The organism is Microbacterium sp. Root61 (genome assembly GCF_001427525.1).
Lineage (GTDB): Bacteria > Actinomycetota > Actinomycetes > Actinomycetales > Microbacteriaceae > Microbacterium.
Genome location: NZ_LMGU01000001.1, coordinates 2,927,129 through 2,950,770, shown reverse-complemented (window position 1 = coordinate 2,950,770; position 23,642 = coordinate 2,927,129). Strand labels below are relative to the sequence as shown.

27 protein-coding genes are annotated in these 23,642 nt (G+C 70.4%); 14 read left to right on the top strand and 13 right to left on the bottom strand.

Annotation, left to right across the window (positions count from 1 at the left end; all coding sequences use genetic code 11):
* Nucleotides 1-4: 4 nt before the first annotated feature.
* Together ASD65_RS13930 and ASD65_RS13925 are read right to left on the bottom strand one after the other, a co-directional pair.
* The gene (locus ASD65_RS13930; RefSeq protein WP_156378880.1) at nucleotides 5-925 is read right to left on the bottom strand and encodes a winged helix-turn-helix transcriptional regulator; all 921 of its coding nucleotides are present in this window, start codon (nucleotides 923-925) and stop codon (nucleotides 5-7) included.
* Nucleotides 926-934: 9 nt separating this feature from the next.
* The gene (locus ASD65_RS13925) at nucleotides 935-2,407 is read right to left on the bottom strand and encodes a class I adenylate-forming enzyme family protein (RefSeq protein WP_056223623.1); all 1,473 of its coding nucleotides are present in this window, start codon (nucleotides 2,405-2,407) and stop codon (nucleotides 935-937) included.
* Nucleotides 2,408-2,513: 106 nt separating this feature from the next.
* Here ASD65_RS13925 and ASD65_RS13920 point away from each other — a divergent pair, with 106 nt between their 5' ends.
* From ASD65_RS13920 to ASD65_RS13905, 4 genes are read left to right on the top strand one after another with little or no spacing between them, the layout of a single operon-like run.
* Nucleotides 2,514-2,966: a PaaI family thioesterase gene (locus tag ASD65_RS13920; protein WP_082561777.1), complete on the top strand. Its 453-nt coding sequence runs from the start codon at nucleotides 2,514-2,516 to the stop codon at nucleotides 2,964-2,966.
* A gap of 53 nt (nucleotides 2,967-3,019) precedes the next feature.
* Entirely contained in the window at nucleotides 3,020-4,711 is a 1,692-nt protein-coding gene (locus tag ASD65_RS13915; protein WP_056223621.1) for an aldehyde dehydrogenase family protein, read from the top strand.
* On the top strand, nucleotides 4,708-6,159 hold the full coding sequence (locus tag ASD65_RS13910) for a carotenoid oxygenase family protein (protein ID WP_056223619.1): 1,452 nt from the start codon (nucleotides 4,708-4,710) through the stop codon (nucleotides 6,157-6,159). Before ASD65_RS13915 ends, ASD65_RS13910 begins: the two co-directional genes overlap by 4 nt.
* Before the next feature lie 53 nt (nucleotides 6,160-6,212).
* Nucleotides 6,213-6,785: a YdeI/OmpD-associated family protein gene (locus ASD65_RS13905; RefSeq protein ID WP_056223618.1), complete on the top strand. Its 573-nt coding sequence runs from the start codon at nucleotides 6,213-6,215 to the stop codon at nucleotides 6,783-6,785.
* 115 nt (nucleotides 6,786-6,900) lie between these two features.
* Here ASD65_RS13905 and pyrE read toward each other — a convergent pair whose 3' ends face one another.
* Nucleotides 6,901-7,479 carry an orotate phosphoribosyltransferase gene (pyrE, locus tag ASD65_RS13900; RefSeq protein WP_056223613.1) on the bottom strand — a complete coding sequence of 193 codons (579 nt, stop codon included), beginning with the start codon at nucleotides 7,477-7,479 and terminating at the stop codon, nucleotides 6,901-6,903.
* 80 nt (nucleotides 7,480-7,559) lie between these two features.
* Here pyrE and ASD65_RS13895 point away from each other — a divergent pair, with 80 nt between their 5' ends.
* The gene (locus tag ASD65_RS13895; protein ID WP_056223611.1) at nucleotides 7,560-8,405 is read left to right on the top strand and encodes an exodeoxyribonuclease III; all 846 of its coding nucleotides are present in this window, start codon (nucleotides 7,560-7,562) and stop codon (nucleotides 8,403-8,405) included.
* A gap of 9 nt (nucleotides 8,406-8,414) precedes the next feature.
* Here ASD65_RS13895 and ASD65_RS13890 read toward each other — a convergent pair whose 3' ends face one another.
* Nucleotides 8,415-9,080, bottom strand: coding sequence for a winged helix-turn-helix transcriptional regulator (locus ASD65_RS13890; protein WP_162248508.1), 666 nt, complete (start codon nucleotides 9,078-9,080; stop codon nucleotides 8,415-8,417).
* Between the two features lie 60 nt (nucleotides 9,081-9,140).
* On the opposite strand from ASD65_RS13890, the gene ASD65_RS13885 reads away from it, so the two are divergent.
* A complete protein-coding gene (locus ASD65_RS13885) occupies nucleotides 9,141-9,872 on the top strand; it encodes a DUF899 family protein (protein WP_056223608.1) in 732 nt (243 codons plus the stop codon).
* A gap of 33 nt (nucleotides 9,873-9,905) precedes the next feature.
* Here the strand turns inward: ASD65_RS13885 and ASD65_RS13880 are convergent, their stop codons facing one another.
* From ASD65_RS13880 to ASD65_RS13870, 3 genes are read right to left on the bottom strand one after another with little or no spacing between them, the layout of a single operon-like run.
* Nucleotides 9,906-10,472, bottom strand: coding sequence for a hypothetical protein (locus tag ASD65_RS13880; protein WP_056223606.1), 567 nt, complete (start codon nucleotides 10,470-10,472; stop codon nucleotides 9,906-9,908).
* 26 nt (nucleotides 10,473-10,498) lie between these two features.
* On the bottom strand, nucleotides 10,499-11,212 hold the full coding sequence (locus ASD65_RS13875; protein WP_056223604.1) for a winged helix-turn-helix transcriptional regulator: 714 nt from the start codon (nucleotides 11,210-11,212) through the stop codon (nucleotides 10,499-10,501).
* Nucleotides 11,213-11,218: 6 nt separating this feature from the next.
* Nucleotides 11,219-11,656, bottom strand: coding sequence for a VOC family protein (locus ASD65_RS13870; protein WP_056223598.1), 438 nt, complete (start codon nucleotides 11,654-11,656; stop codon nucleotides 11,219-11,221).
* Between the two features lie 150 nt (nucleotides 11,657-11,806).
* Here ASD65_RS13870 and ASD65_RS13865 point away from each other — a divergent pair, with 150 nt between their 5' ends.
* The gene (locus ASD65_RS13865) at nucleotides 11,807-13,093 is read left to right on the top strand and encodes a sensor histidine kinase (protein ID WP_056223595.1); all 1,287 of its coding nucleotides are present in this window, start codon (nucleotides 11,807-11,809) and stop codon (nucleotides 13,091-13,093) included.
* Nucleotides 13,090-13,752 carry a response regulator gene (locus ASD65_RS13860; RefSeq protein ID WP_056223593.1) on the top strand — a complete coding sequence of 221 codons (663 nt, stop codon included), beginning with the start codon at nucleotides 13,090-13,092 and terminating at the stop codon, nucleotides 13,750-13,752. Before ASD65_RS13865 ends, ASD65_RS13860 begins: the two co-directional genes overlap by 4 nt.
* A 73-nt stretch (nucleotides 13,753-13,825) precedes the next feature.
* On the opposite strand, the gene ASD65_RS13855 is transcribed toward ASD65_RS13860, so the two are convergent.
* A complete protein-coding gene (locus tag ASD65_RS13855) occupies nucleotides 13,826-14,404 on the bottom strand; it encodes an NADPH-dependent FMN reductase (RefSeq protein ID WP_056223592.1) in 579 nt (192 codons plus the stop codon).
* A gap of 179 nt (nucleotides 14,405-14,583) precedes the next feature.
* Here ASD65_RS13855 and ASD65_RS13850 point away from each other — a divergent pair, with 179 nt between their 5' ends.
* Together ASD65_RS13850 and ASD65_RS13845 are read left to right on the top strand one after the other, a co-directional pair.
* The gene (locus ASD65_RS13850; RefSeq protein ID WP_056223589.1) at nucleotides 14,584-15,468 is read left to right on the top strand and encodes an ABC transporter ATP-binding protein; all 885 of its coding nucleotides are present in this window, start codon (nucleotides 14,584-14,586) and stop codon (nucleotides 15,466-15,468) included.
* On the top strand, nucleotides 15,465-16,598 hold the full coding sequence (locus ASD65_RS13845; RefSeq protein ID WP_056223587.1) for an ABC transporter permease: 1,134 nt from the start codon (nucleotides 15,465-15,467) through the stop codon (nucleotides 16,596-16,598). Before ASD65_RS13850 ends, ASD65_RS13845 begins: the two co-directional genes overlap by 4 nt.
* Nucleotides 16,599-16,652: 54 nt before the next feature.
* On the opposite strand, the gene ASD65_RS13840 is transcribed toward ASD65_RS13845, so the two are convergent.
* From ASD65_RS13840 to ASD65_RS13830, 3 genes are all read right to left on the bottom strand, one after another.
* The gene (locus tag ASD65_RS13840) at nucleotides 16,653-17,030 is read right to left on the bottom strand and encodes a VOC family protein (RefSeq protein WP_056223585.1); all 378 of its coding nucleotides are present in this window, start codon (nucleotides 17,028-17,030) and stop codon (nucleotides 16,653-16,655) included.
* 69 nt (nucleotides 17,031-17,099) lie between these two features.
* Nucleotides 17,100-17,567: a ribonuclease E activity regulator RraA gene (rraA, locus tag ASD65_RS13835; RefSeq protein ID WP_056223583.1), complete on the bottom strand. Its 468-nt coding sequence runs from the start codon at nucleotides 17,565-17,567 to the stop codon at nucleotides 17,100-17,102.
* Between the two features lie 104 nt (nucleotides 17,568-17,671).
* Complete coding sequence (locus ASD65_RS13830) at nucleotides 17,672-18,220, bottom strand: ArsR/SmtB family transcription factor (protein WP_082561776.1); 549 nt, start codon at nucleotides 18,218-18,220, stop codon at nucleotides 17,672-17,674.
* Between the two features lie 57 nt (nucleotides 18,221-18,277).
* Here ASD65_RS13830 and ASD65_RS13825 point away from each other — a divergent pair, with 57 nt between their 5' ends.
* The 4 genes from ASD65_RS13825 to ASD65_RS13810 are packed head-to-tail and all read left to right on the top strand — an operon-like array spanning nucleotide 18,278 to nucleotide 22,702.
* Nucleotides 18,278-19,708, top strand: coding sequence for an MFS transporter (locus ASD65_RS13825; RefSeq protein ID WP_056223581.1), 1,431 nt, complete (start codon nucleotides 18,278-18,280; stop codon nucleotides 19,706-19,708).
* A 57-nt stretch (nucleotides 19,709-19,765) separates the two neighbouring features.
* Entirely contained in the window at nucleotides 19,766-20,890 is a 1,125-nt protein-coding gene (locus ASD65_RS13820) for a type III polyketide synthase (RefSeq protein WP_056223579.1), read from the top strand.
* Nucleotides 20,887-21,582 carry a methyltransferase domain-containing protein gene (locus tag ASD65_RS13815; protein WP_056223577.1) on the top strand — a complete coding sequence of 232 codons (696 nt, stop codon included), beginning with the start codon at nucleotides 20,887-20,889 and terminating at the stop codon, nucleotides 21,580-21,582. Before ASD65_RS13820 ends, ASD65_RS13815 begins: the two co-directional genes overlap by 4 nt.
* Nucleotides 21,575-22,702 carry an FAD-dependent oxidoreductase gene (locus ASD65_RS13810; RefSeq protein WP_056223574.1) on the top strand — a complete coding sequence of 376 codons (1,128 nt, stop codon included), beginning with the start codon at nucleotides 21,575-21,577 and terminating at the stop codon, nucleotides 22,700-22,702. Before ASD65_RS13815 ends, ASD65_RS13810 begins: the two co-directional genes overlap by 8 nt.
* A gap of 4 nt (nucleotides 22,703-22,706) precedes the next feature.
* On the opposite strand, the gene ASD65_RS13805 is transcribed toward ASD65_RS13810, so the two are convergent.
* Complete coding sequence (locus ASD65_RS13805) at nucleotides 22,707-23,114, bottom strand: VOC family protein (RefSeq protein ID WP_056223572.1); 408 nt, start codon at nucleotides 23,112-23,114, stop codon at nucleotides 22,707-22,709.
* Nucleotides 23,115-23,136: 22 nt separating this feature from the next.
* Nucleotides 23,137-23,565 carry a helix-turn-helix domain-containing protein gene (locus ASD65_RS13800; protein ID WP_056223570.1) on the bottom strand — a complete coding sequence of 143 codons (429 nt, stop codon included), beginning with the start codon at nucleotides 23,563-23,565 and terminating at the stop codon, nucleotides 23,137-23,139.
* Nucleotides 23,566-23,642 lie beyond the last annotated feature (77 nt).

Here is a 23,642-nt window from a genome sequence, read left to right as displayed (position 1 = left end):
CCGATCAGGCCGCGGTCGGCTCGAAGCGGATGTCGGTGCGCTCGATCCGGTCGCCGCACGACGGGCAGAACAGGGCCGGCTGCAGCTGGCGGCCGCATCCGCGATGCACGATCAGCAGGTCGCGCGCCTCGGTGTCCTCGCCGAGCCACGTCTCGGCCCAGTCGACCATCATCGCGAACACCGGGAAGAACGCGCGCCCCTTCTCGGTGAGGCGGTAGTCGCGCTCGCGACGGTCCTGGCCGACCTGCACCTGCAGCACGCCGAGCTCGACGAACAGCCGCAGGCGCTCGGACAGCACCGAGCGTGCGATCCCGAGCGTCTCCCGGAATGCCGCGAAGCTGCGCACCCGCAGGAAGCACGAGCCGAGCAGGAGCGTGCTCCATCGGTCGCCGATGATCGCGAAGGTCTCCTCGTGATAAGTCCACGGGATCTGTGCGTCCGGCGCGCGCACCGCGCGGCGGTGGTGCCGACCGCGCGGACCGGCGACGATCTCGCCTGCCGAACGGTCGGTGCTCTCGGTGTCGTGCGCGGTCACCGGATGGGTACCGCACGCGCCGCAGCCGAACTCCGGCACCATGCTCGCTCCGCAGACCTCGTGCCGCAGCATCCAGGTCGCCTCGTGGGCCTGGGCCCACTGCTGCTCCCACGACCACAGCGTGACCAGCAGGCCCCACAGCGCGAGGCCACGGTCGGTGAGGAAGTACTCCTCGCGGCGACGCGTGGCATCGCTGTACTCCTGCTGGCGCAGGATCCCGGCAGCCAGCAGTTCCTTCAGTCGATCCGAGAGCACGCTGTCGGACAGACCGAGAAGATCCCGCCACTGCGAGAAGCGGCGCGCCTTGCCGAGCATCGCCTGCTGGATGATCAGCAGATTCCACTGGTCACCGAGGGTGAGCATCGCCTGGGCGAGCGGTGGAGTGGTCACGGAGGCATCCTATGCGGACTCGACTGGCCGGGCTTCGGCGCGCTCCGCGAGCAGCACGGCGACCGCACGACGGTCGATCTTGCCCGTCGCGCCGAGCGGCAGGGCGTCAAGGCGGGTGATCGCCTTGGGCTGCTTGTGGCGCGGCAGATCACCGAATGCGGCGGCGATGTCGTCGACCGCCGCATCCCCGGAGTAGGCCAGCTCGAGCCGCTGCCCCCACACGGGGTCGGGAAGACCGACGGCGGCGCATCCGTCCACGCCCGGCACCGCGGCGGCGACCACATCGAGCTCGGACGGATAGATGTTGTACCCGCCGCTGATGATCATGTCGGAGCGGCGGTCGGTGAGCCACAGACGGTCTCCGTCGATGCGGCCGACGTCGCCGGTGTGCAGCCATCCGTCGCGGACGCTCTTGCCGAGATCGGTGCGGGTCTCCGCATTGCGGTAGCCGGGGGTCACGGCATCCCCGCGCACGAGGATCTCGCCGTCCTCGCTGCGCATCTGGACGGACGGGACGATCCGACCCGCCGAGCGCAGCAGCTCGGGGTGCGCCGCCAGGCCCGCCGCGTGATCGGCCGCCGACAGCACCGAGAGCGGCGGCATCGCCTCGACCAGGCCGTAATACTGCACCAGCGCCGGCGTCAGCCGCTCGTAGGCGAGCGCGAGCTGGGCCGGCGGGATCGGCGAGCCGGCGTAGGCGAGCATCCGCACGCTCGCGAAGTCCGCGCGGCTCACGCCGTCGACGGCGGCGAGCGCGCTCAGCACCGTCGGTACGACCGCGAGATGGCTGACCCGCCGGGTGCGGATGGTGTCGATGATCTGGGCGGGTCGCGCGTGGTCCAGCATGAGCTGCGGCACGCCGAGCGCGAGCATCGGCAGCACGAACAGCCCGGAGGTGTGGATCGCGGGACCGGCGTGCAGATAGACGGATGCCGCGGCATCCGCGTCGTCCGTGATGCCGGCGCCGATCACGCTGTCGCGCATCGCGGCGGCGGAGGCCAGCCGCATCCGGTGGGTGCGCACGGCGCCCTTGGGCAGCCCTGTCGTCCCGGACGAGTACGCCAGGCCGGCGATCTCGCTCGGCGTCGGGCGGAAGCCGACGGGCGGCGCGGCGGGCGCCGCCGCCATCTCGATCAGGGGCACGTCGACGCCAGTGGGATCGATCGCCGTGCCGATCAACGCGCGTGCTCCGCTGTCGGCGGCGATCGCACGCCACTCGCGCAGACCCAGCCGCGGATTCAGCGGCACGCGCACGAGCCCGGCCAGAGACAGCGCGAAGTCGCTGACCAGCAGTGCGGCGCTGTTCGGCAGCGCCTCCAGCACGACGTCCCCGGGGCGCAGCCCGGTCGACTGCAAGTGGGCGGCGAGCCCCTCAGCGCGGGCCCAGAGCTCGGCGAAGCTCAGCGACCCATCGGGTCCTTCGACGGCGAGAGCGTCGGAGTGGTCGGCGGCGGCGCGGGCCAGGACATCGTGCACGTACATGGGAGAGCCCTTCTGCGGTACCGTAAAAAGGTACGGTAAACATAGCAGCGAAGGTCAGTGCTGACCGCCTTCTCGGCCAGGACATCGCCTTCCCTTGGAGGTTGGCATGCCCCTGAACGACGACCGCTCGCCGCGCGCGACCCCGGGCACCCGCGAGAATCCGCCGACTCCCGCCGAGCTCACCGCGCTGCTGGCCGGCCGGCTTCCCGGAGTGCTGGGCATCGAGGTGACCGCGTGGGAGCCGCCGCGCCTCACCGCCACGATGCCGGTCACCTCCGCCCAGCTCGCACCGAACGGGCGCCTGCACGCCGGCAGCGTCGTGGCCCTCGCCGACACGGCCTGCGGCCTGGGCTGCCGCCTACTGCTGCCCGCATCGGCGACCGGCTTCGCGACCCTCGAGCTGAAGACGTCCTATCTGGGCACCGCCCGCGAGGGGACCGTCACCGCAGTCGCCGAGTTGGTGCACGGTGGGCGACGGACGCAGATCTGGGATGCCACCGTCGCCGACGAGGCCGGACGGACGATCGCGCTGTTCCGCTGCACCCAGCTGCTGAGCTGACGCCCCGTCGTCGGCACTTGCCTTTCGACCTGACTCGGTTTACAGTACCGATCATGACACAGCGCGACGACGCGTCCCCGAGCGGCGACCTCCTCGGACAGGCCCTGGCAGCCTTGCGCACCCGCGAATCGTGGAGCGCCTTCACCGGAGCCGTCCCCGAGGGTCCCACCTGGGACGAGGCCGTGGCCGAGTTCACCACCCTCCAGGGCAGCACCCTCGAGCTCGTCGGGCACCCCGGCATCCCGACCCTGCAGACCGACGAGGTCTCGCCGTACACGCGGGAACCGCTGCGGATCTCGTACCCGCGCGCCCGCGTCGAAGAGCTGCTGGATGCTGCACAGCAGGCGTCACCCTCGCTCGCGCGGCTGGACCCCGAGACGCGCATCGCCCTGTGCGTCGCGATCATCGAGCGCCTGTTCGCCCAGAACAACCTGCTCGGCGTCGCCGCCATGCACACCACCGGCCAGGGGCGCGGCATGAGCCTGTCCGGCAGCGGAACGAACGCGCTGGACCGCGGACTCGAAGCCGTCGCGATGGCGCACGAGGCCCTGAGCCGCGCGCCGCGGACGGCGGAGTGGACCGGCGTGTTCGGCGATGCGACCGTCGCTCTGGAGAAGAGCTACCGACTGGTGCCGCTGGGCACGGCCGCGGTCGTCGCCTGTGCCAGCTTCCCGGCCTGGAACGTGTACCCCGCCGTCCTGGCCAACCTCGCCACAGGCAACCCCGTCGTCCTCAAGCCCCACCCCAGCTCGGTGCTGCAGATGGCCCTCGCGGTGCGCACGATGCGCGAGGTCCTCGTCGCGTACGGCGTCGATGCGGATGCCGTCCTGCTGGCGACCGACTCCATGGAGACGCCCAACACGCAGGAGCTGGTCACCGCCCCCCGCACCCGCATCGTCGATTTCACCGGATCCGCCGGCTTCGGGTCGTGGATCGAGGCGAACGCCACCCAGGCCCGCGTCTACACCGAGACCTCCGGCGTCAATGCCGTCGTGATCGACTCGTTCGAGGACGAAGGGCGCAGCATCCGCGCCATCGCCGGCGCGGTCGGGCTCTTCTCCGCCCAGATGTGCACCGCACCGCAGAACATCTACGTGCCCGAGACGGGCATCCGCACCGCGGACGGCATCCTCTCCCCCGACGAGTTCGCCCAGCGCCTCACGGCCGCGATCAGCGACATCGCCGACGCACCGCGTCGCGCCGGCGCGGTGATGGGGGCCATCCAGTCCGACCGCACGGTGACCGACGTCGCCGCCCTCGCCGGCAGCCTCGGCGACGCGGTCGTGCGCCCGGCCGTCCCGTACCCGCACGCCGACTTCCCCGCTGCCCGCACCCTGACGCCGCTGGTCGCCTTCATCGACCAGGACGACCAGGAGCGCCGCGGCGGCGAGTGCTTCGGCCCCGTGGTCTTCCTCATCCGCACCCCCGACGCGCGCGCCGGACTGCAGCAGGCCACGAGCGACGCCCGCACCCACGGCGCCATCTCGGCGTTCCTGTACTCCACCGACGAAGACCTCATCGACGACGCGATCGACGCCTACGCCGAGGCCGGCGCCGCCCTCACGATCAACGTCACCGGCGCGATGCCGATCAACTTCTCGGCGGCGTTCAGCGACTTCCACGTCTCCGGCCTGAACCCGGCCGGCAACGCCACCCTCACCGACGAGTCATTCATCGCCGGACGGTATCGGATCACGCAGTCCCGCCGCCCAGCCCGAAACAGCAAAGGACCGGTCCTGAAATGACCAACCCCGACACGCCGATCGCCGTCGCGATGCCGGCATCCGACATCGACAACCCCTACCTGCTCGGGATCTACGCGCCCGTCGCCACCGAGCTCACGCTCGATGACCTCGAGGTCGTCGGCGAGGTCCCCAAGGACCTCAACGGCGTCTACCTCCGCAACGGACCCAACCGCCAGTTCGACGCCCCCGGGCGGTACCACATGTTCGACGGCGACGGCATGATCCATGCGGTCCACTTCGAGAACGGGCGCGTGCGCTACCGCAACCGCTACGTGCGCACCAAGGCATTCGAGGCGGAGTCCGCCGCAGGCAAGTCGCTGTGGACAGGGCTCATGGAGAACCCGGCCGGCAATCCGTTCGGCAACGGCCACGGCCTGGGCATCAAGGACTCGGCCAACACCGACGTCATCTTCCACCGCGGGCAGGTGCTGGCCACGTGGTACCTGTGCGGCGACCCGTACGCCGTCGATCCGCTGTCGCTGGAGACCCTCGGCGCGCAGGACTTCCTCGGCACGTTCGCCGGCGACATGATGGCGCACCCGAAGGCCGACGAGCGCACCGGCGAGCTGCTGTGGTTCGACTACGGCCCCGACATGGACTTCATGCGGTACGGCATCATCGGTCCCGACGGCACCCAGACGCACCTCGCCCAGATCGACCTGCCCGGCCCCCGCCTGCCGCACGACATGGCCATCACGACCAACTACACGGTGCTGATGGACCTCCCGCTCGTGCAGGACCAGGATGCCCGCCGTGCCGGCAAGTACCGCATCTTCTACGACCGCGAGCTCGTGTCGCGCTTCGCGGTGCTGCCCCGCTACGGGCAGAACGCCGATGTGATGTGGTTCGAGGCCAAGCCCTGCTACATCTACCACGTGATCAACTCGTGGGAAGAGGGCACCAAGGTCATCATGGACGTGTGCCGCGTCAAGAACCCGCAGCACCAGTCGAGGTTCGATCACCCGCTGGCCAGCATGCTCGCGTACATGCGACTGGACGCGCAGATCTACCGCTACGAGTTCGATCTGGCCACGGGCCAGACCACCGAGCGTGTGCTGGATGACCAGAACATGGAGTTCCCCAGCATCGACAGCCGCATCGTCGGGCAGAACCACCGCTATTCGTACAACATGCGCCTCGCCAACGTGCCGACGCTGGCGTTCGACGGCATCGTCAAGTTCGACTCGTCGACCGGGCAGAAGCTGACCCACGAGTTCGGTGCGGGACGCTACGGCTCCGAAGCGCCCTTCGCTGCGCGCGACAATTCGAAGGGCGAGACCGACGGCTACCTGGTGACCTTCGTGACCGACGAGATCGAGGGCACGTCCGAGATCCTCATCATCGCGGCCGACGACATCGAGGCCGCACCGGTTGCGCGCGTCAAGCTGCCGCAGCGCGTGCCGTCGGGCTTCCACGCCACGTGGGTGCGCGCCGACCAGCTGCGCTGATCCCGGTTGCACTACCCCGGCGAGTCCTTCTCGCCGGGGTAGTCTGACTCGTCATGGGCGCACTGGACGACGGCGAGCGGGTCTTCGCTCCGGATGCCGCGACCTGGCGCGCATGGCTCGACGCCCATCACGCGACCAGCTCCGGCGCCTGGCTGCTGCGCGGCCGGCCGGGCTTCACCGACCGTCACGTCGACTATGAGGACGCCATCCTGCAGGCGCTGTGCTTCGGGTGGATCGACGGCCCGGTGCGCACCTTCGACGACGAGTTCGGCGGACTGTGGTTCGCGCCGCGCCGACCGAACAGCGGCTGGGCCGCGACGAACAAGGCGCGTCTTGCGCGGCTCGAGGCCGAGGGGCTGCTGATGCCGGCCGGACTGCGGGTGATCGAGGTGGCCAAGGCCAACGGCTCCTGGACGGTGCTGGACGGGCCCGAGGCCGGGATCGAGCCGCCGGAGTTCACCGCCGCGCTGGATGCCGCGCCCGCGGCGCGCGCGAACTGGGATGCGTTCCCGGCATCCGTCAAGAAGCTCGGACTGACACTGATCGCCACCGCCAAGCGGCCCGAGACCCGGGCCGCCCGCATCGCGAAGATCGTGGCGGATGCCGCGGAGGGGAAGCGCCCATGACCGAGGTCGAACAGAACCTGCTCTTCGCCGTGACCGGGGTCATCCTGCTCGGCACGCTGATCGCGTTCGTCGTGCAGTACTTCCGCAACAAGGACCGCTGAGCGGACGCGCTGCTCTACTGCGCGTCGAGGCCCAGGTCGTCCAGGTCGATCGCGGCGAGCCACTGCAGGCCGGCGGCCTCGACTGCCGCCTGAGCACCGGTCTTGCGGTCCACGATCACGGCGACGGCCACGACATCGGCGCCGTCGCGGCGCAGCACCTCGACGGCCTTGAGCGCGGACTGGCCGGTGGTCGAGGTGTCCTCGACGACGATGACACGCTTGCCCGCGACATCCGCACCCTCGATCTGCCGACCGCGGCCGTGGTCCTTGGGCTCCTTGCGCACGACGAAGGCGTCGAGCGGGGCATCGGTGCGTGCGGACTCGTGCATGACCGAGTTCGCGATCGGGTCGGCGCCGAGCGTGAGCCCGCCGACCGACGAGATGCCGGGCACGTCGCGGATGAGGTCCAGGATGATCCGGCCGATCGCGGGCGCCGCACGGTGGTCGAGCGTCAGCTTGCGCATGTCGACGTAGTACGTCGCCTTCTTGCCGCTGGAGAGCGTGAAGTCGCCGTGGAAGACGGCCTCCTCCTTGATCAGCGCGATGAGCGCCTGACGGTCGGCTTCGAGTTCGGGTGTGGAGGCGGCGGTCATGGCTTCGATTCTACGGATGCCGCGTCCTCGGCCGTGCGCGCACGCGTTCGGCGTCCGCCGCCCGGCCTAGGCTGGATTCCATGCGCCTCGCCACCTGGAACGTGAACTCCGTCCGCGCCCGCGTCGACCGGATCGTCGACTTCGCGGTGCGCGAGCACATCGACGTGCTCGCCATGCAGGAGATCAAGTGCAAGGCCGAGCAGTTCCCGTTCGAGGCGTTCGAGGATGCCGGGTTCCACGTCGAGGCGCACGGCTTCTCGCAGTGGAACGGCGTCGCGATCGCGAGCCGTGAGCCACTCACGGATGTGCAGACCGCCTTCCCCGGGATGCCCGGGTTCGCGAAGGACCACGAGGGTCCGGATGCCCCGCTCGAGGCCCGCGCGATCGGCGCGACCGTCGGCGGCGTGCGTGTGTGGAGCCTGTACGTGCCCAACGGCCGCGCGCTCGGCGACCCGCACTACTACTACAAGCTCGAGTGGCTGAGCGCGCTGCAGCAGTACGTGCAGGATGAGCTCGGGCGCAACCCCGACGAGGCACTCGCCCTGGTCGGCGACTTCAACATCGCGCCGACGGATGCCGACAACGGCGATCCGACGATCGTGCAGGGCTTCGCGACCCACGTCTCCCCGCCCGAGCGCGAGGCGTTCGCGGCCCTGGAGGCCGCCGGGCTGCAGGATGTCGTGCGCCCGCGGATCCCGACCGGGTTCACGTACTGGGACTACAAGCAACTGCGCTTCCCCCGCAACGAGGGCCTCCGCATCGACTTCATCCTCGGCTCGCACTCGTTCGCCGCGGCCGTCACGGGCGCCGCGATCCACCGCGAAGAGCGCAAGGGCAAGGCCCCCAGCGACCACGTCCCGGTCGTGGTCGACCTCGACCTCACCGGCCCCGAGGACGACGACGACCGTCCGATGATCTTCGGCTGACGGCCGACCTCACCCCTGGATCAGCGCGACGATCCGCTCGATGAGCGCGACGTCGCCCTCGACCTCGACGCCGGAGCCGGCGAGCGGCTGCGCCGCGTGCAGGATCATGGCCCACTCCGAGGAGTCCGCGCGCAGCGTCGTGGTCGCGAGCGGGTTCCGCCCTCGGATGATCCGCAGCCCCGCTGGATCCCACGACAGGGCGTAGTCGTACCCGACGGGCCGCTCGAGGCGCGCGTCGAAGAGATGCAGCTGCATTTCGATCGCGGGCTCGACCGGGACCCGGGGGGCCATGCTCGTCATCGACTGCACCGCGCCGTCGGGCGTGAGCCCGGCACCGTCGATCGTGCGTGTCGGGGATCCGTGCGCCCAGCGGCCGAGCGCGGCGAGCGTCGGTTCGAGCTCGCGCGCCCAGTCGGTCAACTCGTACACCGCGACGTTCGACGGCGGCGGGATGGTCGCGCGCCGGACGAGTCCGGTCGTCTCGAGCGTCCGCAGGCGCGCCGTGAGGACGGCCGGGGTGATGCCGCGCAGCCCCGACTCGAGTTCGCCGAAGCGCTTGGGGGCGAGCATGAGCTCGCGCACGATCGGATAGGTCCACCGGTCGCCGAGCAGCTCGATGGCGTGCGCCGTCGCGCAGGCGTCCCCCTGCTCTGCGTACGTGCGTCTGGCCGGCATGTTCCCCATTCTGCCCGATGATATGGACGAGCTAGTGCAAGCTATGTTATACATAGCATCATGTCGGATGCAGAATCTCGATTCCCCCTCCCCGAGATCGTCGAGGCGGACGAATGGCGGCGACGAAGGGACGAGCTGCTGGCCCGCGAGAAGGCGCATACGCGTGCGGGCGACGCGATCTCCGCCGAACGTCGAAGACTCCCCGTGACCCCGGTGCCGCCGGTCACGCTCGTCGGCGCCGACGGTCCGACAGCTCTGGCCGATGTGTTCGAGGGGCGCCCACTGCTGGTGGCCTACGCCTTCATGTGGCATCGCGGGATGCCGACGGCCCAGCAGTGCGAGGGATGCACGCTCACGATCGCAGACCTCGCCGCGACATCCCCTGCCTACCTCGCCGGGCGGGACATCACGTTCGCCGTGTTCTGCGAGGGGCCCTGGGATGAGGTCGCCGCCTACCGCGACTTCATGGGCTGGACGATGCCGTGGTACTCGACGGAGTTCGTCCAGGATGTCCCGGCCCTGGCCGAAGGCGGCATCATGCGCTCGTATCTGCGCAACGGCGACGACGTCTACCTGACGTACGACACGACCGATCGCGGCACCGAGTCGTTCGCGCCCGTCTTCCACCTGCTCGACCTGACCCCTTACGGTCGCCAGGAGGTGTGGGAGGACTCACCCGCCGGATGGCCGCAGGACCGCCAGGGCTCGTGGTGGCGGCGCGACGGACGTCCCGTCGCGCAATGGCTGCGCACCGACGCGCCGGCTGGCTCGGCACACGCGCATTCGCACTAGCAGCGGCGACTCCGACCCGCTGGCGGCCGCGGGTCAGGGCGAGTCGACCGGCTCGGGCGTACACCCGGGCGGCTGCGAGTTGCCGCTGATCTCGAAGTCGCCGCACGTGAGGAACCGCGACTGATTGAGACCGAGCACGAACGACACAAGCGCCACTCCCAGCACCACGAGGACGATGAGGCCCTTCGTCCGGCGGCTCGTCGACGCGCTGAAGTCGGGCCAGACGATCCGCACGAGCACCCACAAGGTGAACGGGATGCCGATCAGCACGGCGACGATGCCCGCGAGCGTGAGCAGGAATTCGAACAGGTCCGCGCTCTCGTCGTTGAGTGCGAACATCAGCAGGATCCATGCCGAGGGCAGGAGCAGGACGAAGGCGCGCCAAATTCGGGCACCCGCCGGGCGTCGTTCGGTGAGGACGTAGACGAACGCGGCCGTGGAGGCCGCCCAGACGGTCAGGATCTGCTCGAAGAACAGCTGACCCCATGCTCCGAGGGTGAACGCCGGCCACCACACGGCGATCGCCATGCCGACCATCACCACGCCACTCGCGATGTCGCGGCGCCGCGGGCCCTCGACCGCAGAAGTCGTCTCGCTCACGCGCCGCACGCTATCACGGCGCCTCCTCACGCCGCGGGAGCAGCCCCTGCCGGATCCCCCGCGATATCGATGAAGAACGTCGCCGCGAACGGCTCGAGCAGCGTCGCGTCCCCGCGCAGCACGGCCAGGATGTCTTGGTCGATCGCTTCGCCGGGCGTCAACTCCCCGGAGATGACACGACGGATGCCGGGACCCGCAGCGAAGACGAGCTCCGCTTCCCCGTCCGGAAGCCGGCCCCCGATGGGAGGAGCGGGCGGCCCGAGCTGCGCGATCCGGAGCGCGGCGCCCTCGACCTGGACCCGCAGCGCGACGTCTCCGACGTGCACCTCGTAGTCGGACGGCGCCAGCGTCGCGGCCACCTCCGGGCGGAATGCCGTCCGCAGCGCCATCGTCAGCGAGTCTGCGGTGACGACATCGTCCGGGCCGGGATCGCCCATCTGCGCGAACCCCCACCGACCGAGCGCGAGCACGATGGGCTCGAGGCGGCGACCGTACTCGGTCAGCTCGTACACGAGGCCCGTTCGGTACAGCGGCGCACGGCGCACGACACCCCCCGCCTGCAGCTCCTTGAGCCGCGCGGAGAGGATGTTGGTGGGGATCTTCGGGAGTCCCTGCTTGAGGTCGGTATACCGCCGCGGCCCGACGAGCAGGTCGCGAACGATGAGCATCGCCCACCGCTCGCCGACCAGCTCGACGGCCGTGGTGACCCCGCAGTACTGCCCGTAGCTGCGCGATGCCACGACGGCCTAGGCCTGCGCCTGCTCCGCCGCGTAGGCTCCGGGCCCCTGTTCGGCCGCCACCGGGTCCATGTAGAGGAATCCGAGGATGTTGCCGTCCGGGTCTTCCAGATCACGGCTGTACATGAAGCCGTAGTCCTGCGCCGGTCGGGGCTCGCTGCCGCCGTGGGCCAGTCCCGCGGCAACGATCGAGTCGACGTCCTCGCGCGAGTCGCGACTGAGTCCGATGCTCGTCTGCGCGTGAGTCCGGGGGTCGATGATCTGCTTGTCGGTGAAGGTCGCGAAGTACTCCGTGGTGAGCACCATGAAGTAGACATTCTCGTCCCACACGATGCACGCGGCGTTCTCGTCGGTGAAGGCCGGGTTGATGTCGGCTCCGAGCGAGAGATAGAACTCCTTGGCGCGTTCCAGGTCGCTCGTGGGGATGTTGACGAAGATGCTCGTCATGGCACTGCTCCTTCGGATGCTCCGCTCGGGTGGGCACGATGCTCGCGGACGAGAAAATACTTGCAAATAACAAGCATGCTTGTCAATAGCAAGTAACCACTCCGTCGGGCGAGGGATCCCGCACCCCGCTCTCCCCCGTAGCGTGGAGGCGTGGCCACCTTCGAGACACCCTCGCCGCGCCCGGCGCCGACCCCGCGGCAGCTGCGCGCCGACATCGTGCTCGCCGCCGTCCTGCTGGTCGGCGCGATCCTGAGCGCCACCCTCAGCTCGATCTCGGGCGTCTACGGCGACGAGCAGGGGTCGATGCAGCTCGCGCTCGTGTACGCGGTCGTGCTGGCGGTTCCGCTCGCGGTCCGGCGCCGCTGGCCGTCGATCGTGGCCGTCATCGTGTGCACCGCGTACTTCGCGGCGGTGAGCCTGCGGATCCCGGAGATCTTCGTCGGCAACATCGCCATGTTCATCGCGATCTACACCGTCGGCGCCTGGTCGACCGACCGCCGCCGCGCCGCGATCGTCCGCGGCGCGATCATCGTCGGCATGTTCACGTGGCTGCTGATCACGATGTACCGGGAGGCGCTCGCCCAGGCCGAGGATGCCGACGTCATCGCCGGCGCGTTCAGCCCGTACATCGCGGGCGCCCTGCTGAGCGTGCTGGTCAACGTCCTGTACTTCGGCGGCGCCTACTACTTCGGCGAACGGGCCTGGATCTCGGCCGGACAGCACGAAGCGCTCGAGCAGCGCACCGCCGAGCTCGAGCGCGAGCGGGAGGTCACCGCCGCACAGGCCGTCGCGCTGGACCGCGTCACCATCGCCCGAGAGCTGCACGACGTCGTCGCGCACCACGTGTCGGTGATGGGTGTCCAGGCCGGCGCCGCGGGGGCAGTGCTCGACACCGACCCGGCCGTCTCGCGCCAGCTGCTGGCCGGGATCGAGGCATCCGCCCGCGAAGCCCTCGACGAACTGCACCACCTGCTCGACACGCTGCGCACGCCCGGCGCACCGGATGACGCGGACGCCTCCACGATCGGCTTGGACTCGCTGCCGAGCCTGGCGGCCGCCTCGGATGCCGCGGGCCTGCCCACGACCTTCACCCTGGTGGGCGAGCCGAGCCCCGTGCCCCCGGTCACCCAGGTCAACCTGTACCGGATCGCGCAGGAGGCGCTGACCAATGCGCGCCGGCACGGCGGCAGCGGAGCCGTAGCCGATCTGCGACTGCGGTACACCGACACGTTCATCGAGCTCGAGGTCGTCAACACGGGACGCACCGTGCGCGAACCCCGCGCCGGCCTCGGCCAGCTCGGCATGCGCGAACGCGCCGCGGCCTCCGGTGGCACGGTGGAGATCGGTCCCCGCGAGCGCGGCGGATTCCGCGTGCGTGCGACGGTGCCGGTCGGCGCGGCGACGCTGAGCGCGTCCAGTCCGGCGGGAGCCTCGTGATCCGGGTCCTCCTGGTCGACGATCACGCCGTGATGCGCGCCGGATTCCGCACGATCCTGGAGGCCTCGGGCGACATCACCGTGGTGGGCGAGGCGTCCACCGGCGTCGAGGCGGTGGACGCGGCATCCGCTCTGCATCCGGACGTGGTGTGCATGGACGTCCAGATGCCTGACATGGACGGGCTCGAGGCCACGCGCCGCATCGTTGCCGATCCGTCGGTGGACTGCGGGGTGATCGTGGTGACGACCTTCGACCGCGACGAGTACCTGTTCGCCGCGCTCGAGGCGGGCGCGAGCGGGTTCCTGCTGAAGAACGCCGGCGCCGCCGAACTCGTGGCCGCGGTGCGCGTGGTCGCGGCCGGCGACGGGCTGCTGGCGCCGGAGGTGACGCGCCGGGTGATCGAGCGGTTCGCCTCGGCGCCGCCCGACGTCGCGCCCGCGCCGTGCGCCGACGCGTGGCCCGAGGGCGACGCCCTGACCGACCGCGAGGCCGAGGTGCTGCGCCTGGTCGCCCTGGCGCGCAGCAACGCCGAGATCGCCGCCGAGTTGTACATCGGCGAGGCGACGGTCAAGACGCACGTGTCGAACGTGCTGCAGAAGCTGAACGCCCGCGACCGGGTGCACGCCGCCGTGCTCGCGCATCAGCGCGGCTTCGCCTGAGCCCGGCTACAAAGAGAACCGCCCCTCCGCGCTGCCGAAGCGGCGGGAAGGGGCGGTGAGCTCGAGCGTCGCGCTACGCGGCAGCCTGAGCGGACTCGTCCTGGACGTAGCGACCGATGAGGTCCTCGAAGGCGTCGAGGTAGGACACCAGGAACGCGGCGGTGTTCTCGTTGGTGACCTCGCCGTCCTCGGCGAACAGGCCGGGAGTGGACTGGATGTAGCCCTCGGGCTGGCCGAGCGTCGGTGCGTTGTAGTGACCGAGGATCGCACGGAGGTGCTGCTGCGCGGCGGCCGTCGAGATCGGTCCGCCGGACGTGCCGATGATGGCCGTCGGCTTGCCGTTGAACGACGCCTGACCGTACGGGCGGGCGGCCCAGTCCAGGGCGTTCTTGAGCACGCCGGGGATCGAGCGGCTGTACTCGGGCGTCACGATGATGACACCGTCCACATCGGCGATGGCCTGCTTGAAGTCGAGGGCGACCTGGGGGTAGTTGCCGTCGACGTCGGGCGAGTAGAAGGGCAGGTCCTTGATCGGGATCTCGACCAGCGTCGTGCCGGCGGGCGCGAGACGCTCGAGCGCCTTGGCAAGGCGACGGTTGATGGACGTGCTGGAGATGCTGCCGACGATGTAGCCGATCGTGCGCGTGCTCATGTGTTCTCTTTCTTCATACGAATCGAGGCGAAGCCCCGCGGTCCATTCACGTGAACGCATCCGCATCCCCGACCTATTCCCGCGAATGCGTTTTATTACTTGTGAAACCCACCCCCGGTCGCGGGATCTCCGTCGCGAGGGGGATCCGCTCGCGCGTCCTCCTCCGTACGGTGGGAGACATGCTGCAACTGACAGGACTCGAGAAGAGCTACGGCACGCACCGCGTGCTGCACGGCGTCTCCTTCGACGTGCGCCCCGGCCGACTGACCGGCTTCGTGGGCGGCAACGGCGCGGGCAAGACCACCACCATGCGGATCGTGCTGGGGGTGCTCGCCGCCGATGCCGGCACCGTCTCGCTCGACGGCGCCACGCTCACCACCGACGACCGCCGCCGGTTCGGGTACATGCCCGAGGAACGCGGGCTCTACCCCAAGATGAAGGTCCTCGAACAGATCGTGTACCTGGCGCGTCTGCACGGGTATTCGAAGCCGGATGCCACGACCGCCGCCACGACGCTGCTCGAGCGGCTCGGACTCGGCGAGCGCCTGAACGACAACGTCGAGACCCTGTCGCTGGGCAACCAGCAGCGCGCCCAGATCGCCGCCGCGCTCGTGCACGAGCCCGAGGTGCTGATCCTCGACGAGCCGTTCTCCGGGCTGGACCCGATCGCGGTCGACGTCGTCGCCGGAGTACTGCAGGAGCGCGCCGCGGCAGGCACCGCCGTGCTGTTCTCCTCGCACCAGCTCGACCTGGTCGAGCGCCTGTGCGACGACCTCGTGATCATCGCCGGCGGCACGATCCGCGCCGCCGGAGAGCGCGAGACCCTCCGCGCGCAGCACTCCACGCGCCGCTACGAGCTGGTCTCCACCGGCGACGCCGGGTGGCTGCGTGCCGAGGCGGGCGTCGAGATCATCGACTTCGACGGCGGCTACGCCGTATTCGACGTCGACTCCGAATCGACCGCGCAGCGCGTCCTGCGCGAAGCCGTCGCGCGCGGCGATGTCGGCAGCTTCTCGCCGCAGCATCCGTCCCTCGCCCAGATCTTCCGAGAGGTCATCCAGTGAGCACCGCAACCCGCACCCGCTCCAGTGTCCCGAGCCGCAAGGCTCCCGCCGCGCCGAGCGAGGCATCCGCCATCTGGCTCGTCGCCGAGCGCGAGATCGCCTCGAAGCTGCGCAGCAAGGCGTTCGTCATCTCCACCGCGATCCTGTTCCTCGTCGCCTTGGCCGGGCTGATCTTCGGCGGCCTCAGCGCGCAGAACCAGACCGGCACTCCGGTCGCGATCACGGCGGACGCCGTCTCGCTCGTGCCCTCGACCGAGGGCCTCGAGGTCACCGAGGTCGCCGACCGCGCCGCCGCCGAGAAGCTCGTCACGGAAGGCACCGTGGATGCCGCGATCGTGGCGGACCCGTCGGCCACGCCGTTCGGCTTCGCGATCATCGCGGACTCATCGGCACCGTCGAGCCTGCTGCTCAACTTCGCGCAGGTCCCGCCGGTCGAGCTGCTGAACCCGTCCTCGACGGACGCGGGGATCCGATACTTCGTCGCGATCGCCTTCGGCATCGTGTTCCTGATGGCCGCCAGCCTGTTCGGCTCGACGATCGCGCAGAGCGTCGTCGAGGAGAAGCAGACGCGCGTCGTGGAGATCCTGATCTCGGCGATCCGGGCGCGGACGCTCCTGGCTGGAAAGGTGATCGGCAACACGATCCTCGCAATGGGGCAGATCCTCGGGCTCGCGGCGATCGCGATCGTCGGGCTCACGGTGATCGGGCAGAGCCAGCTGCTCGGGCTGCTCGGCGCGCCGATCCTGTGGTTCGCCGTGTTCTTCCTGTTCGGCTTCGTGCTGCTGGCCGCGCTGTTCGCGGCGGCCGGGGCCATGGTCTCGCGTCAAGAGGACATCGGCTCGACGACTTTCCCGATCACGATGCTCATCATGGCGCCGTACTTCCTGGTGATCTTCTTCAACGACAACCCCGTCGTGCTGACGATCATGTCGTACGTACCGTTCTCGGCCCCGGTGGGGATGCCGATGCGCCTGTTCCTCGGCGAGGCGCAGTGGTGGGAGCCGATCGTCTCGCTGCTGATCCTCATCGCCACGTGCATCGCGGCGATCCTGGTGGGCGCGAAGATCTACCAGAACGCCCTCCTGCGCATGGGCGCCCGCGTCAAGCTCGGCGAGGCGCTGCGCGGCTGAAATCTGGGCGAGAAGAAGGGGAGGGATGCCGCGGCATCCCTCCCCTTCTGCGTGTCAACGGGCGAGCACCGACAAGACGTTGCCGGCGGGGTCGCGGAACCACGCGATGTCGGGCCCCTGACCGCGGACGATGCCCTTGGGATCAGAGGGGAACTCGTCGTCGGCGTAGATCTTGGTCACGACGCCGCGCGCGTTGAGGTCGTCGACCGCCGCCTCGACGTCGGCGACCGGGAAGTTCAGGATCGTGAACGACGCGGGCTCGTGGTTCGGCTTGCCGTAGATCAGGATGTCGGCGCCCGACTCGAGACGGAGGTTGAGGAACCCCATCGGATTGGGCGTGACGGTGAGACCGAGCACGTCACCGTAGAACGTGCGCGCCGCGTCGATGTCATCGACGGCGAACCCGCTGAATGCCGCGTCGGTCGTGAACATGGGATCTCCTCGCCGGCGGTGGCTCCACCTCGGCTCCCACCTTGCGCCGATCTGGATCCGATGTCCAGATCAGCGCTCGACGAGCACGCCGTCCGCGTCGGCCCAGACATGCACGCCGGGGCGGAAGTGCACCCCGGCGATCTCCACGGCCACATCCACTTCACCTATCCCGTCCTTGGCGCTCTTGCGCGGGTTCCAGCCGAGCGCTTTGACGCCCAACGGCAGCGCGCCGATCGCGACCCGGTCGCGGATCACGCCGTGCACGATGATGCCCGCCCAGCCGTTGCGGACGGCGGATGCCGCGATCAGGTCGCCGACCAGGGCGGACTCGAGCGAGCCGCCACCGTCCACGACGAGCACGGCCCCGTCGCCCGGCGTCGCCAGGATCGCCTTGACGAGCGCGTTGTCGCGGTGGCAGCGCACGGTGCGCACGGGTCCGTCGAACGCGGTGTTCCCCCCGATGTCCTGCAGCTGCAGGGAGAGCGAGTCCAGCTCGTCCCCTCGTTCGTCGTAGAGGTCGGCCGTCGCAATAGTCATGGGGTCAGGCTAGAACGCCGGGCGGCACGGTCACCCGGTCGTTCCGCCGGAAGAATCCGTAGTCTTCCGTCCACGGAATCTCTGGCGACGGTTTCCCCTGCAACTCAACGAGGCGCGGGCGGGTTCTCGTCGGGGTGCAGTGCGGTGAACAGCGAGTACGTGTCGCCGCCGGCGTCCGGACCACGCTCCTTGAACTCGCTCACGAGGGCGTACAGGCGGTCCTCGAGCTCGGCCTTGTGCTCGGGGCTGAGCTTGAGCCCGAGCCATGTGATGTTGAGCTGCTCCGACGGCACGCCCTCGATCTGCTGCAGGAAGGTCTCGACCAGCACCGGCGCCCCCTCCGGGATCGAGGTGCGCCAGGAGAGCCCGGTCGCCCGGTACGGCACCTCCCTGGCACCCTGCGCTCCGGCGCGCTCCGGCTCGGCGGCGAGGTAGCCGGTCTGCACGAGGGTGCGCACGTGGTGCAGCATCGTGCCCGGGTTGGTCGAGAGCAGGCCGGCGAGTTCCTTGTTGGTGCGCGACTCGAACGCGCACAGCCGCAGCACGCGCATCCGCAGCGGTGAGCTCAGCGCCCGCGCGCGGGCCTGCATCTCGGCATCCGCATCATCCGCCCGGATGACCATCCGTTCTTCGCCGCTCGTCTCCCCCGTCATGCCCTCACCCTAGGCCACCGATTGACATTATTCAATCAGTAACAGAGACTGATCGACATGTCTCAATCACTCGACCCGGATGCCGCGCCCAGCGGCGCTGCGACGGCATCCGGCACGCGGGACGAAGCCTTGGCCGAGGCCCGCGCCGAGTCCGCCTTCGCCGGCTCGCGAGGCTCGGTCGACGACGCCGTCGAAGCCGATCAGGCGCTGAGCGCCGCGACTCCCCCGGCCGACTCCCCGCGCGGTTCGCTGTGGCGCGACCGCAACTTCCTGACGCTGTGGAGCGGTCAGGCCCTCAGCCAGTTCGGGGCGCAGTTCACCGAACTCGCGATCCCGGTGTTGGCCGTGCTCGTGCTGAACGCGACCGAGTTCGAAGTCGGCGTACTCACGGCGGCCGGTGTCGCGGCCTTCCTCGTGGTCGGGCTCCCGGCCGGCGCCTGGATCGATCGGATGCGCAAGCGACACGTCATGATCTGGGCGGATGCCGTGCGCGCCCTCGCCCTGGCGACACTGCCCGTGCTGTGGATGTTCGGCATGCTGCAGATGTGGCACCTCTACGTCGTCGCCCTCGTGGTCGGCATCGCGACCGTCTTCTTCGACGTGTCCTACCAGAGCATCATCCCCTCTCTGGTGCGACCCGGTCAGATCGGCGAAGCGAACGGCAAACTCGAGTCGACCCAGCAGCTCGCGGGATTGACCGGTCCCGCCGTCGGCGGCTGGGTGATCAGCGCATTCGCCGCGCCCCTCGCCATCATCGCCACGGTCTTCACCTACATCGCGTCCTTCATCGCGCTGCTGCTCACGCGCGACCACGAGCCGCCGCACGATCGCGCCGACCGCCGCCCGATCATGCACGAGATCGGCGAAGGCCTGCGCTGGGTGTTCGGCAATCCGCTGCTGCGCCGCATCGTCGGCACGACCGGCGTCTCGAACTTCTTCAACACCATCTCGTTCACCCTGCTGCCGATCTTCCTGCTGCGGGAGCTGGGACTGAGCCCCGCCTCGATGGGCGTCATCTTCTCGCTCGGCGCGGTCGGCGGGCTGGTCGGGGCCGCCGCGACGCCGCGCATCGTGGCGCGCATCGGCGAGGCGCGCGCCATCCCGGTCGCGGCGATCGGGTTCAGCATCACGCCGATCTTCCTCCCGGTCGCGGCCATGATGCCCGCCTTCGCGTTCCCCCTCCTGGTCGTCCAGGGGTTCCTCGCGAGCTTCACGGTGCTGCTCTACAACATCACCCAGGTCACGTTCCGGCAGCGCATCACCCCGCCACGGCTGCTCGGCCGCATGAACGCCTCGATCCGCTTCTGCGTGTGGGGTGTCATGCCGATCGGCGCCCTGCTGGCCGGCGTGCTGGGCACCTGGTACGGCGTTCTGGCGACCATGTGGATCGCCGCGATCGGCCAACTGCTGTCGGGACTGTTCGTCGTCACGGGCCCGTTCTGGAAGATGCGCGAACTGCCGGATGCCGCCGCATCCGGCGCGCCGTAGCGCGACGCGACCGTCGATCCTGCCGCTCGCCCGGGTGGGGAGACTAGTGTGAACGCAATGTCCGCGCACATCCTGTCGATCGGCACTGCGGTGCCCGAAACGACGCTGGCGCAGCACGAGGTGCGCGACTTCTTCGCGCGCCAGCCCGGGTATGACCGACTCGCGCAGCGGCTGGTGCACGCGGCGTTCGACGCTTCGGCGATCGACACCCGCCACACGGTGATCGCCGAGCTCGCCGACGGCGGATCGGGCGGCGCCGACGGAGTCTTCGTCGATGCGGACGGATGCCTCGTCCCAGCCTCGACGGGCACCCGCAACGCGTTCTACACGGAGACGGCTCCGGCACTGTTCGCCGCCGCCGCACGGGCGGCGCTCCGCGACGCCGGGGTGGCGGCATCCGATGTCACGCACGTCGTGACCGCGTCGTGCACCGGCTTCTTCGCCCCCGGTCCGGACTTCCGCCTCGTGCGCGACCTGGGCCTGCCACTTACAACCGAGCGCTACCACCTCGGCTTCCTCGGCTGCGCGGCGGCGTTCCCCGCCCTGCGCGCAGCCGATCGCATCTGTGCCGCACAGCCCGACTCGATCGTGCTGGTCGTATGCGGCGAGCTGTGCACGCTGCACGTGCGCGCCTCGCCCGACCCGGAGCAGATCGTCGCCTCCTCGGTGTTCGGCGACGGCGCGGCCGCCGCGGTGGTGTCGGCTCGTCCGGATCTCCGGCGCGGCGACTCGTTGGCCCTGGAGCGCTTCGGCACCGCCATCACCAGCGAGGGCGAGTCCGACATGGTGTGGGTGATCGGCGACCACGGCTTCACCATGACCCTGACCGCGGAGGTGCCGCGCATCATCGGCCGCGAGATCCGCGGCGCGGTCGCGGACTTCCTCGCGACGGACGGAACGGATGCCGCCACCATCGCCGCGTGGGCTGTGCATCCGGGCGGACGCAGCGTGCTGGACCGGGTCGAGGCCGGCCTCGACCTCCCCGATGTCGCACTGGAAGCCTCGCGGCAGGTGCTGCGCGAGCACGGCAACATGTCGAGCGCCACGATCCTGTTCATCCTGCAGGCGATGCTGCGCGACCCGACCCTGGCGGACGGCGACCGTATCGCGGGACTCGCGTTCGGTCCGGGTCTGACGGTCGAGTCGGCACTGTTCACGAAGCGTATGCCGGATCGGGCATGAGCCTGTCGATCCGCGACGAGCAGGTGCTCGAGCTGATGGACGATCCCGCCTGCGACCCGGCGCGGCTGCACGCGACGCTGCGCCGCTTCGGGGTGGTGAACCGGCTGGTGTCGGGGTGGGGCACGGTCTACCGCACGATGCTCGCACCCCGTCTCGCGGCGCTCGGCCGCCCCGCGCGGGTGCTGGACCTCGGCTGCGGCGGCGGTGACGTCGTCGCGCGTCTCGCCGACGCGGCCCGCCGCGACGGGCTCGAGGTGTCGTGGCTGGGCGTGGATCCGGACGAACGGGCGCACGCCGTGGCGCGCGAGCGGGCGCGAGCCGGCGTGGAGTTCCGCATCGCCGACTCGCGCGACCTCGTCTCCGCGGGTGAGCGCTTCGACGCCGTGCTGTCCAACCACGTGCTGCACCACCTGACCGCGGACGAGCTGGCCGGTTTCGCCGCGGACTCGCGGGCGCTGACCAATGGGATCGCCCTGCACGCCGACATCGCGCGCGGGCGGATGGCGTACGGGCTCTACGCGGTCGGCATCACGCCGTTCGCGCCCGGCACCTTCCTGCGCACCGACGGGCTCCGCTCGATCCGCCGCAGCTACCGCCCGGCCGAGCTCGCGGCGGCATTGCCCGGCTGGCGCATCACCTCCCCGGCGCCGTTCCGCCTCGTCGCCGCCGCAGAGGGTGCCCCCGATGCCTGATGTGATCGTGGTGGGCGCCGGTCCGGTCGGCCTGCTGCTGGCCGCGGAGCTGACGCGTCGCGGCGTCGCGGTGGACATGCTCGAGCGCCGTCCCGAACCGGGCGCCGGCACTCGGGCCATCGGCATCCACGCTCCGGTCCTCGCCGCGCTGGAGGCGTCCGGACTCACCGACGCGCTGCTCGCCCCGGCCCTGCGCGTCGGCCGCGGCGAGGCGCGCGCGGACGGACGCACGCTCGGGGTCGTGCGGTTCGACCGCCTGTCGGCGCGCTTCCCGTTCGTCGCCACCCTGCCGCAGGCCGCGACCGAGGCCGTGCTCGCCGCACACGCCCCGGCACCGGAGCGGGGAGCCGAGGCGGTCGCGGTGCACGACGACCCACGGCACGCGACCGTGCGCATGGCCGACGGCGAGGATAGGGTCGCGCCGATCGTCGTCGTGGCGACCGGCTGGACCGGCCGCCCGCTCGTCTACCGCCGCGTTCCGACCCATGTATACCCGGATCGGTATCTGATGGCCGATGTCGCTGTGGGTGAGCGCCCTGACGCCGACGTGGCGGTCGTCAACCTCGACCGCGAAGGCGTGCTCGAGTCGTTCCCGCTGCCCGGCGAGCGGCGGCGGGTGGTCGCGTGGGACTTCCCACCGGCCGACGACAGCGATGTCGCTCGCGCCGCACGTCTGGCCGAGGCCGTGGCCCGGCGCGGCGAGCCGGAGGCGGCCGCGGCGATCGTCGAGGCATCCGCCTTCGGAGTCCGCCGCGTGGTCGCGCCCCGCCTCCGCCGCGGACGGATCCTCGTGGTCGGCGATGCCGCGCACGAGGTCAGCCCCATCGGCGGGCAGGGCATGAACCTCGGGCTGTTGGACGCCGCGACCCTCGCTCCGCTGCTGGCGGAGTGGATCCGCACCGGCGCCGCCCCCGAGGCCGCGCTGCGGCGCTGGGAGCAGCGCCGCGTGCGGTCGGCGACCACGGCCGCCCGGCTCGCCGCGGTCAACACGGCACTCGGCCGCCCGCGCGGACCCGTGACCGGTGCGATGCGCAGCACCGCCGTGCGGATCATGCTCGGCCCGCTGGCCGGTGCGGCGTTCGCGTCCGCCTACGCGATGGGCCTCGACGCCGACGGGTGACGCGTCAGGCGGCCGGTGTCTGCGAGATGCGGACCATGTTGCCCGAGGGGTCGCGGAACGCGCAGTCGCGCGGCCCCCAGCCCTGGTCCATCGGCTCCTGGAGCACCTCGGCGCCGGAGGCCCGCAGGGCCTCGAACGTGGCGTCCACGTCGCCGGTGCGGAACACGAGCATCGGCAGGAGCCCCTTGGTGAGCAGCTCCTGAAGGGCGTCGCCGTCGGCCTGCGAGCGGCCGGCGTGCGGCACCGAGACGACGATGCCCAGCTCGGGCTGGGCATCGCTGCCCAGGCTCACCCAGCGGTAGTCGCCGGACGCGACGTCGTTGCGCACGTCGAGCCCGAGCACGTTGTAGAACGCGATCGCCTCGTCGACGTCGTTGACGGTGATGTTGCAGTACTGCAGTTCGATGGTCATGCCGCCGACTCTATGCAGGCCTCTACGCGGCCGCTTCTTCGATCCTGCTCGATGCCTTGCGGCGGGGCCGCGTCTGCGTCTTCACGACACACGCGGGCATGGCCTTCAGCGCGGAGTGCTCGCGGCGCCGGTACGCGGTCGGCGATTCGCCGACGATCTCCGTGAACCTCGAACTGAACGAGCCGAGCGACGTACAGCCGACGGCCATGCAGGCATCCGTCACGCTCGCGCCCTCGCGCAGCAGGGTCATCGCCCGCTCGATCCGCCGCGTCATCAGGTGGTTGTACGGCGTCTCGCCGTACGCCGCGCGGAACTGCCGGGCGAAGTGCGCGGGCGACATGAGCGCCTTCGCCGCCATCGTCGGCACGTCGAGCGGCTTCGCGTAGTCCCGGTCGATCAGGTCACGAGCACGCCGCAGATGCGCGAGGTTCTCCAGCTCCTGAGGGGTCATGCCTCGACGGTAGCACCGCGCCCCGACAGGAGACCAGAGGCCTCGGATGCGGCCTCCACCCACCGCGAGGGCGGCGG

Excerpts from the sequence above, each read along its gene's own strand:
- ASD65_RS13925 (WP_056223623.1), bottom strand. The coding sequence starts at position 2,407 with ATGTACGTGCACGATGTCCTGGCCCGCGCCGCCGCCGACCACTCCGAC.
- ASD65_RS13920 (WP_082561777.1), top strand. The coding sequence starts at position 2,514 with ATGCCCCTGAACGACGACCGCTCGCCGCGCGCGACCCCGGGCACCCGC.
- ASD65_RS13915 (WP_056223621.1), top strand. The coding sequence starts at position 3,020 with ATGACACAGCGCGACGACGCGTCCCCGAGCGGCGACCTCCTCGGACAG.
- ASD65_RS13910 (WP_056223619.1), top strand. The coding sequence starts at position 4,708 with ATGACCAACCCCGACACGCCGATCGCCGTCGCGATGCCGGCATCCGAC.
- ASD65_RS13905 (WP_056223618.1), top strand. The coding sequence starts at position 6,213 with ATGGGCGCACTGGACGACGGCGAGCGGGTCTTCGCTCCGGATGCCGCG.
- pyrE (WP_056223613.1), bottom strand. The coding sequence starts at position 7,479 with ATGACCGCCGCCTCCACACCCGAACTCGAAGCCGACCGTCAGGCGCTC.
- ASD65_RS13895 (WP_056223611.1), top strand. The coding sequence starts at position 7,560 with ATGCGCCTCGCCACCTGGAACGTGAACTCCGTCCGCGCCCGCGTCGAC.
- ASD65_RS13890 (WP_162248508.1), bottom strand. The coding sequence starts at position 9,080 with ATGCCGGCCAGACGCACGTACGCAGAGCAGGGGGACGCCTGCGCGACG.
- ASD65_RS13885 (WP_056223608.1), top strand. The coding sequence starts at position 9,141 with ATGTCGGATGCAGAATCTCGATTCCCCCTCCCCGAGATCGTCGAGGCG.
- ASD65_RS13870 (WP_056223598.1), bottom strand. The coding sequence starts at position 11,656 with ATGACGAGCATCTTCGTCAACATCCCCACGAGCGACCTGGAACGCGCC.
- ASD65_RS13855 (WP_056223592.1), bottom strand. The coding sequence starts at position 14,404 with ATGAGCACGCGCACGATCGGCTACATCGTCGGCAGCATCTCCAGCACG.
- ASD65_RS13850 (WP_056223589.1), top strand. The coding sequence starts at position 14,584 with ATGCTGCAACTGACAGGACTCGAGAAGAGCTACGGCACGCACCGCGTG.
- ASD65_RS13840 (WP_056223585.1), bottom strand. The coding sequence starts at position 17,030 with ATGTTCACGACCGACGCGGCATTCAGCGGGTTCGCCGTCGATGACATC.
- rraA (WP_056223583.1), bottom strand. The coding sequence starts at position 17,567 with ATGACTATTGCGACGGCCGACCTCTACGACGAACGAGGGGACGAGCTG.
- ASD65_RS13830 (WP_082561776.1), bottom strand. The coding sequence starts at position 18,220 with ATGACGGGGGAGACGAGCGGCGAAGAACGGATGGTCATCCGGGCGGAT.
- ASD65_RS13825 (WP_056223581.1), top strand. The coding sequence starts at position 18,278 with ATGTCTCAATCACTCGACCCGGATGCCGCGCCCAGCGGCGCTGCGACG.
- ASD65_RS13820 (WP_056223579.1), top strand. The coding sequence starts at position 19,766 with ATGTCCGCGCACATCCTGTCGATCGGCACTGCGGTGCCCGAAACGACG.
- ASD65_RS13815 (WP_056223577.1), top strand. The coding sequence starts at position 20,887 with ATGAGCCTGTCGATCCGCGACGAGCAGGTGCTCGAGCTGATGGACGAT.
- ASD65_RS13810 (WP_056223574.1), top strand. The coding sequence starts at position 21,575 with ATGCCTGATGTGATCGTGGTGGGCGCCGGTCCGGTCGGCCTGCTGCTG.
- ASD65_RS13805 (WP_056223572.1), bottom strand. The coding sequence starts at position 23,114 with ATGACCATCGAACTGCAGTACTGCAACATCACCGTCAACGACGTCGAC.
- ASD65_RS13800 (WP_056223570.1), bottom strand. The coding sequence starts at position 23,565 with ATGACCCCTCAGGAGCTGGAGAACCTCGCGCATCTGCGGCGTGCTCGT.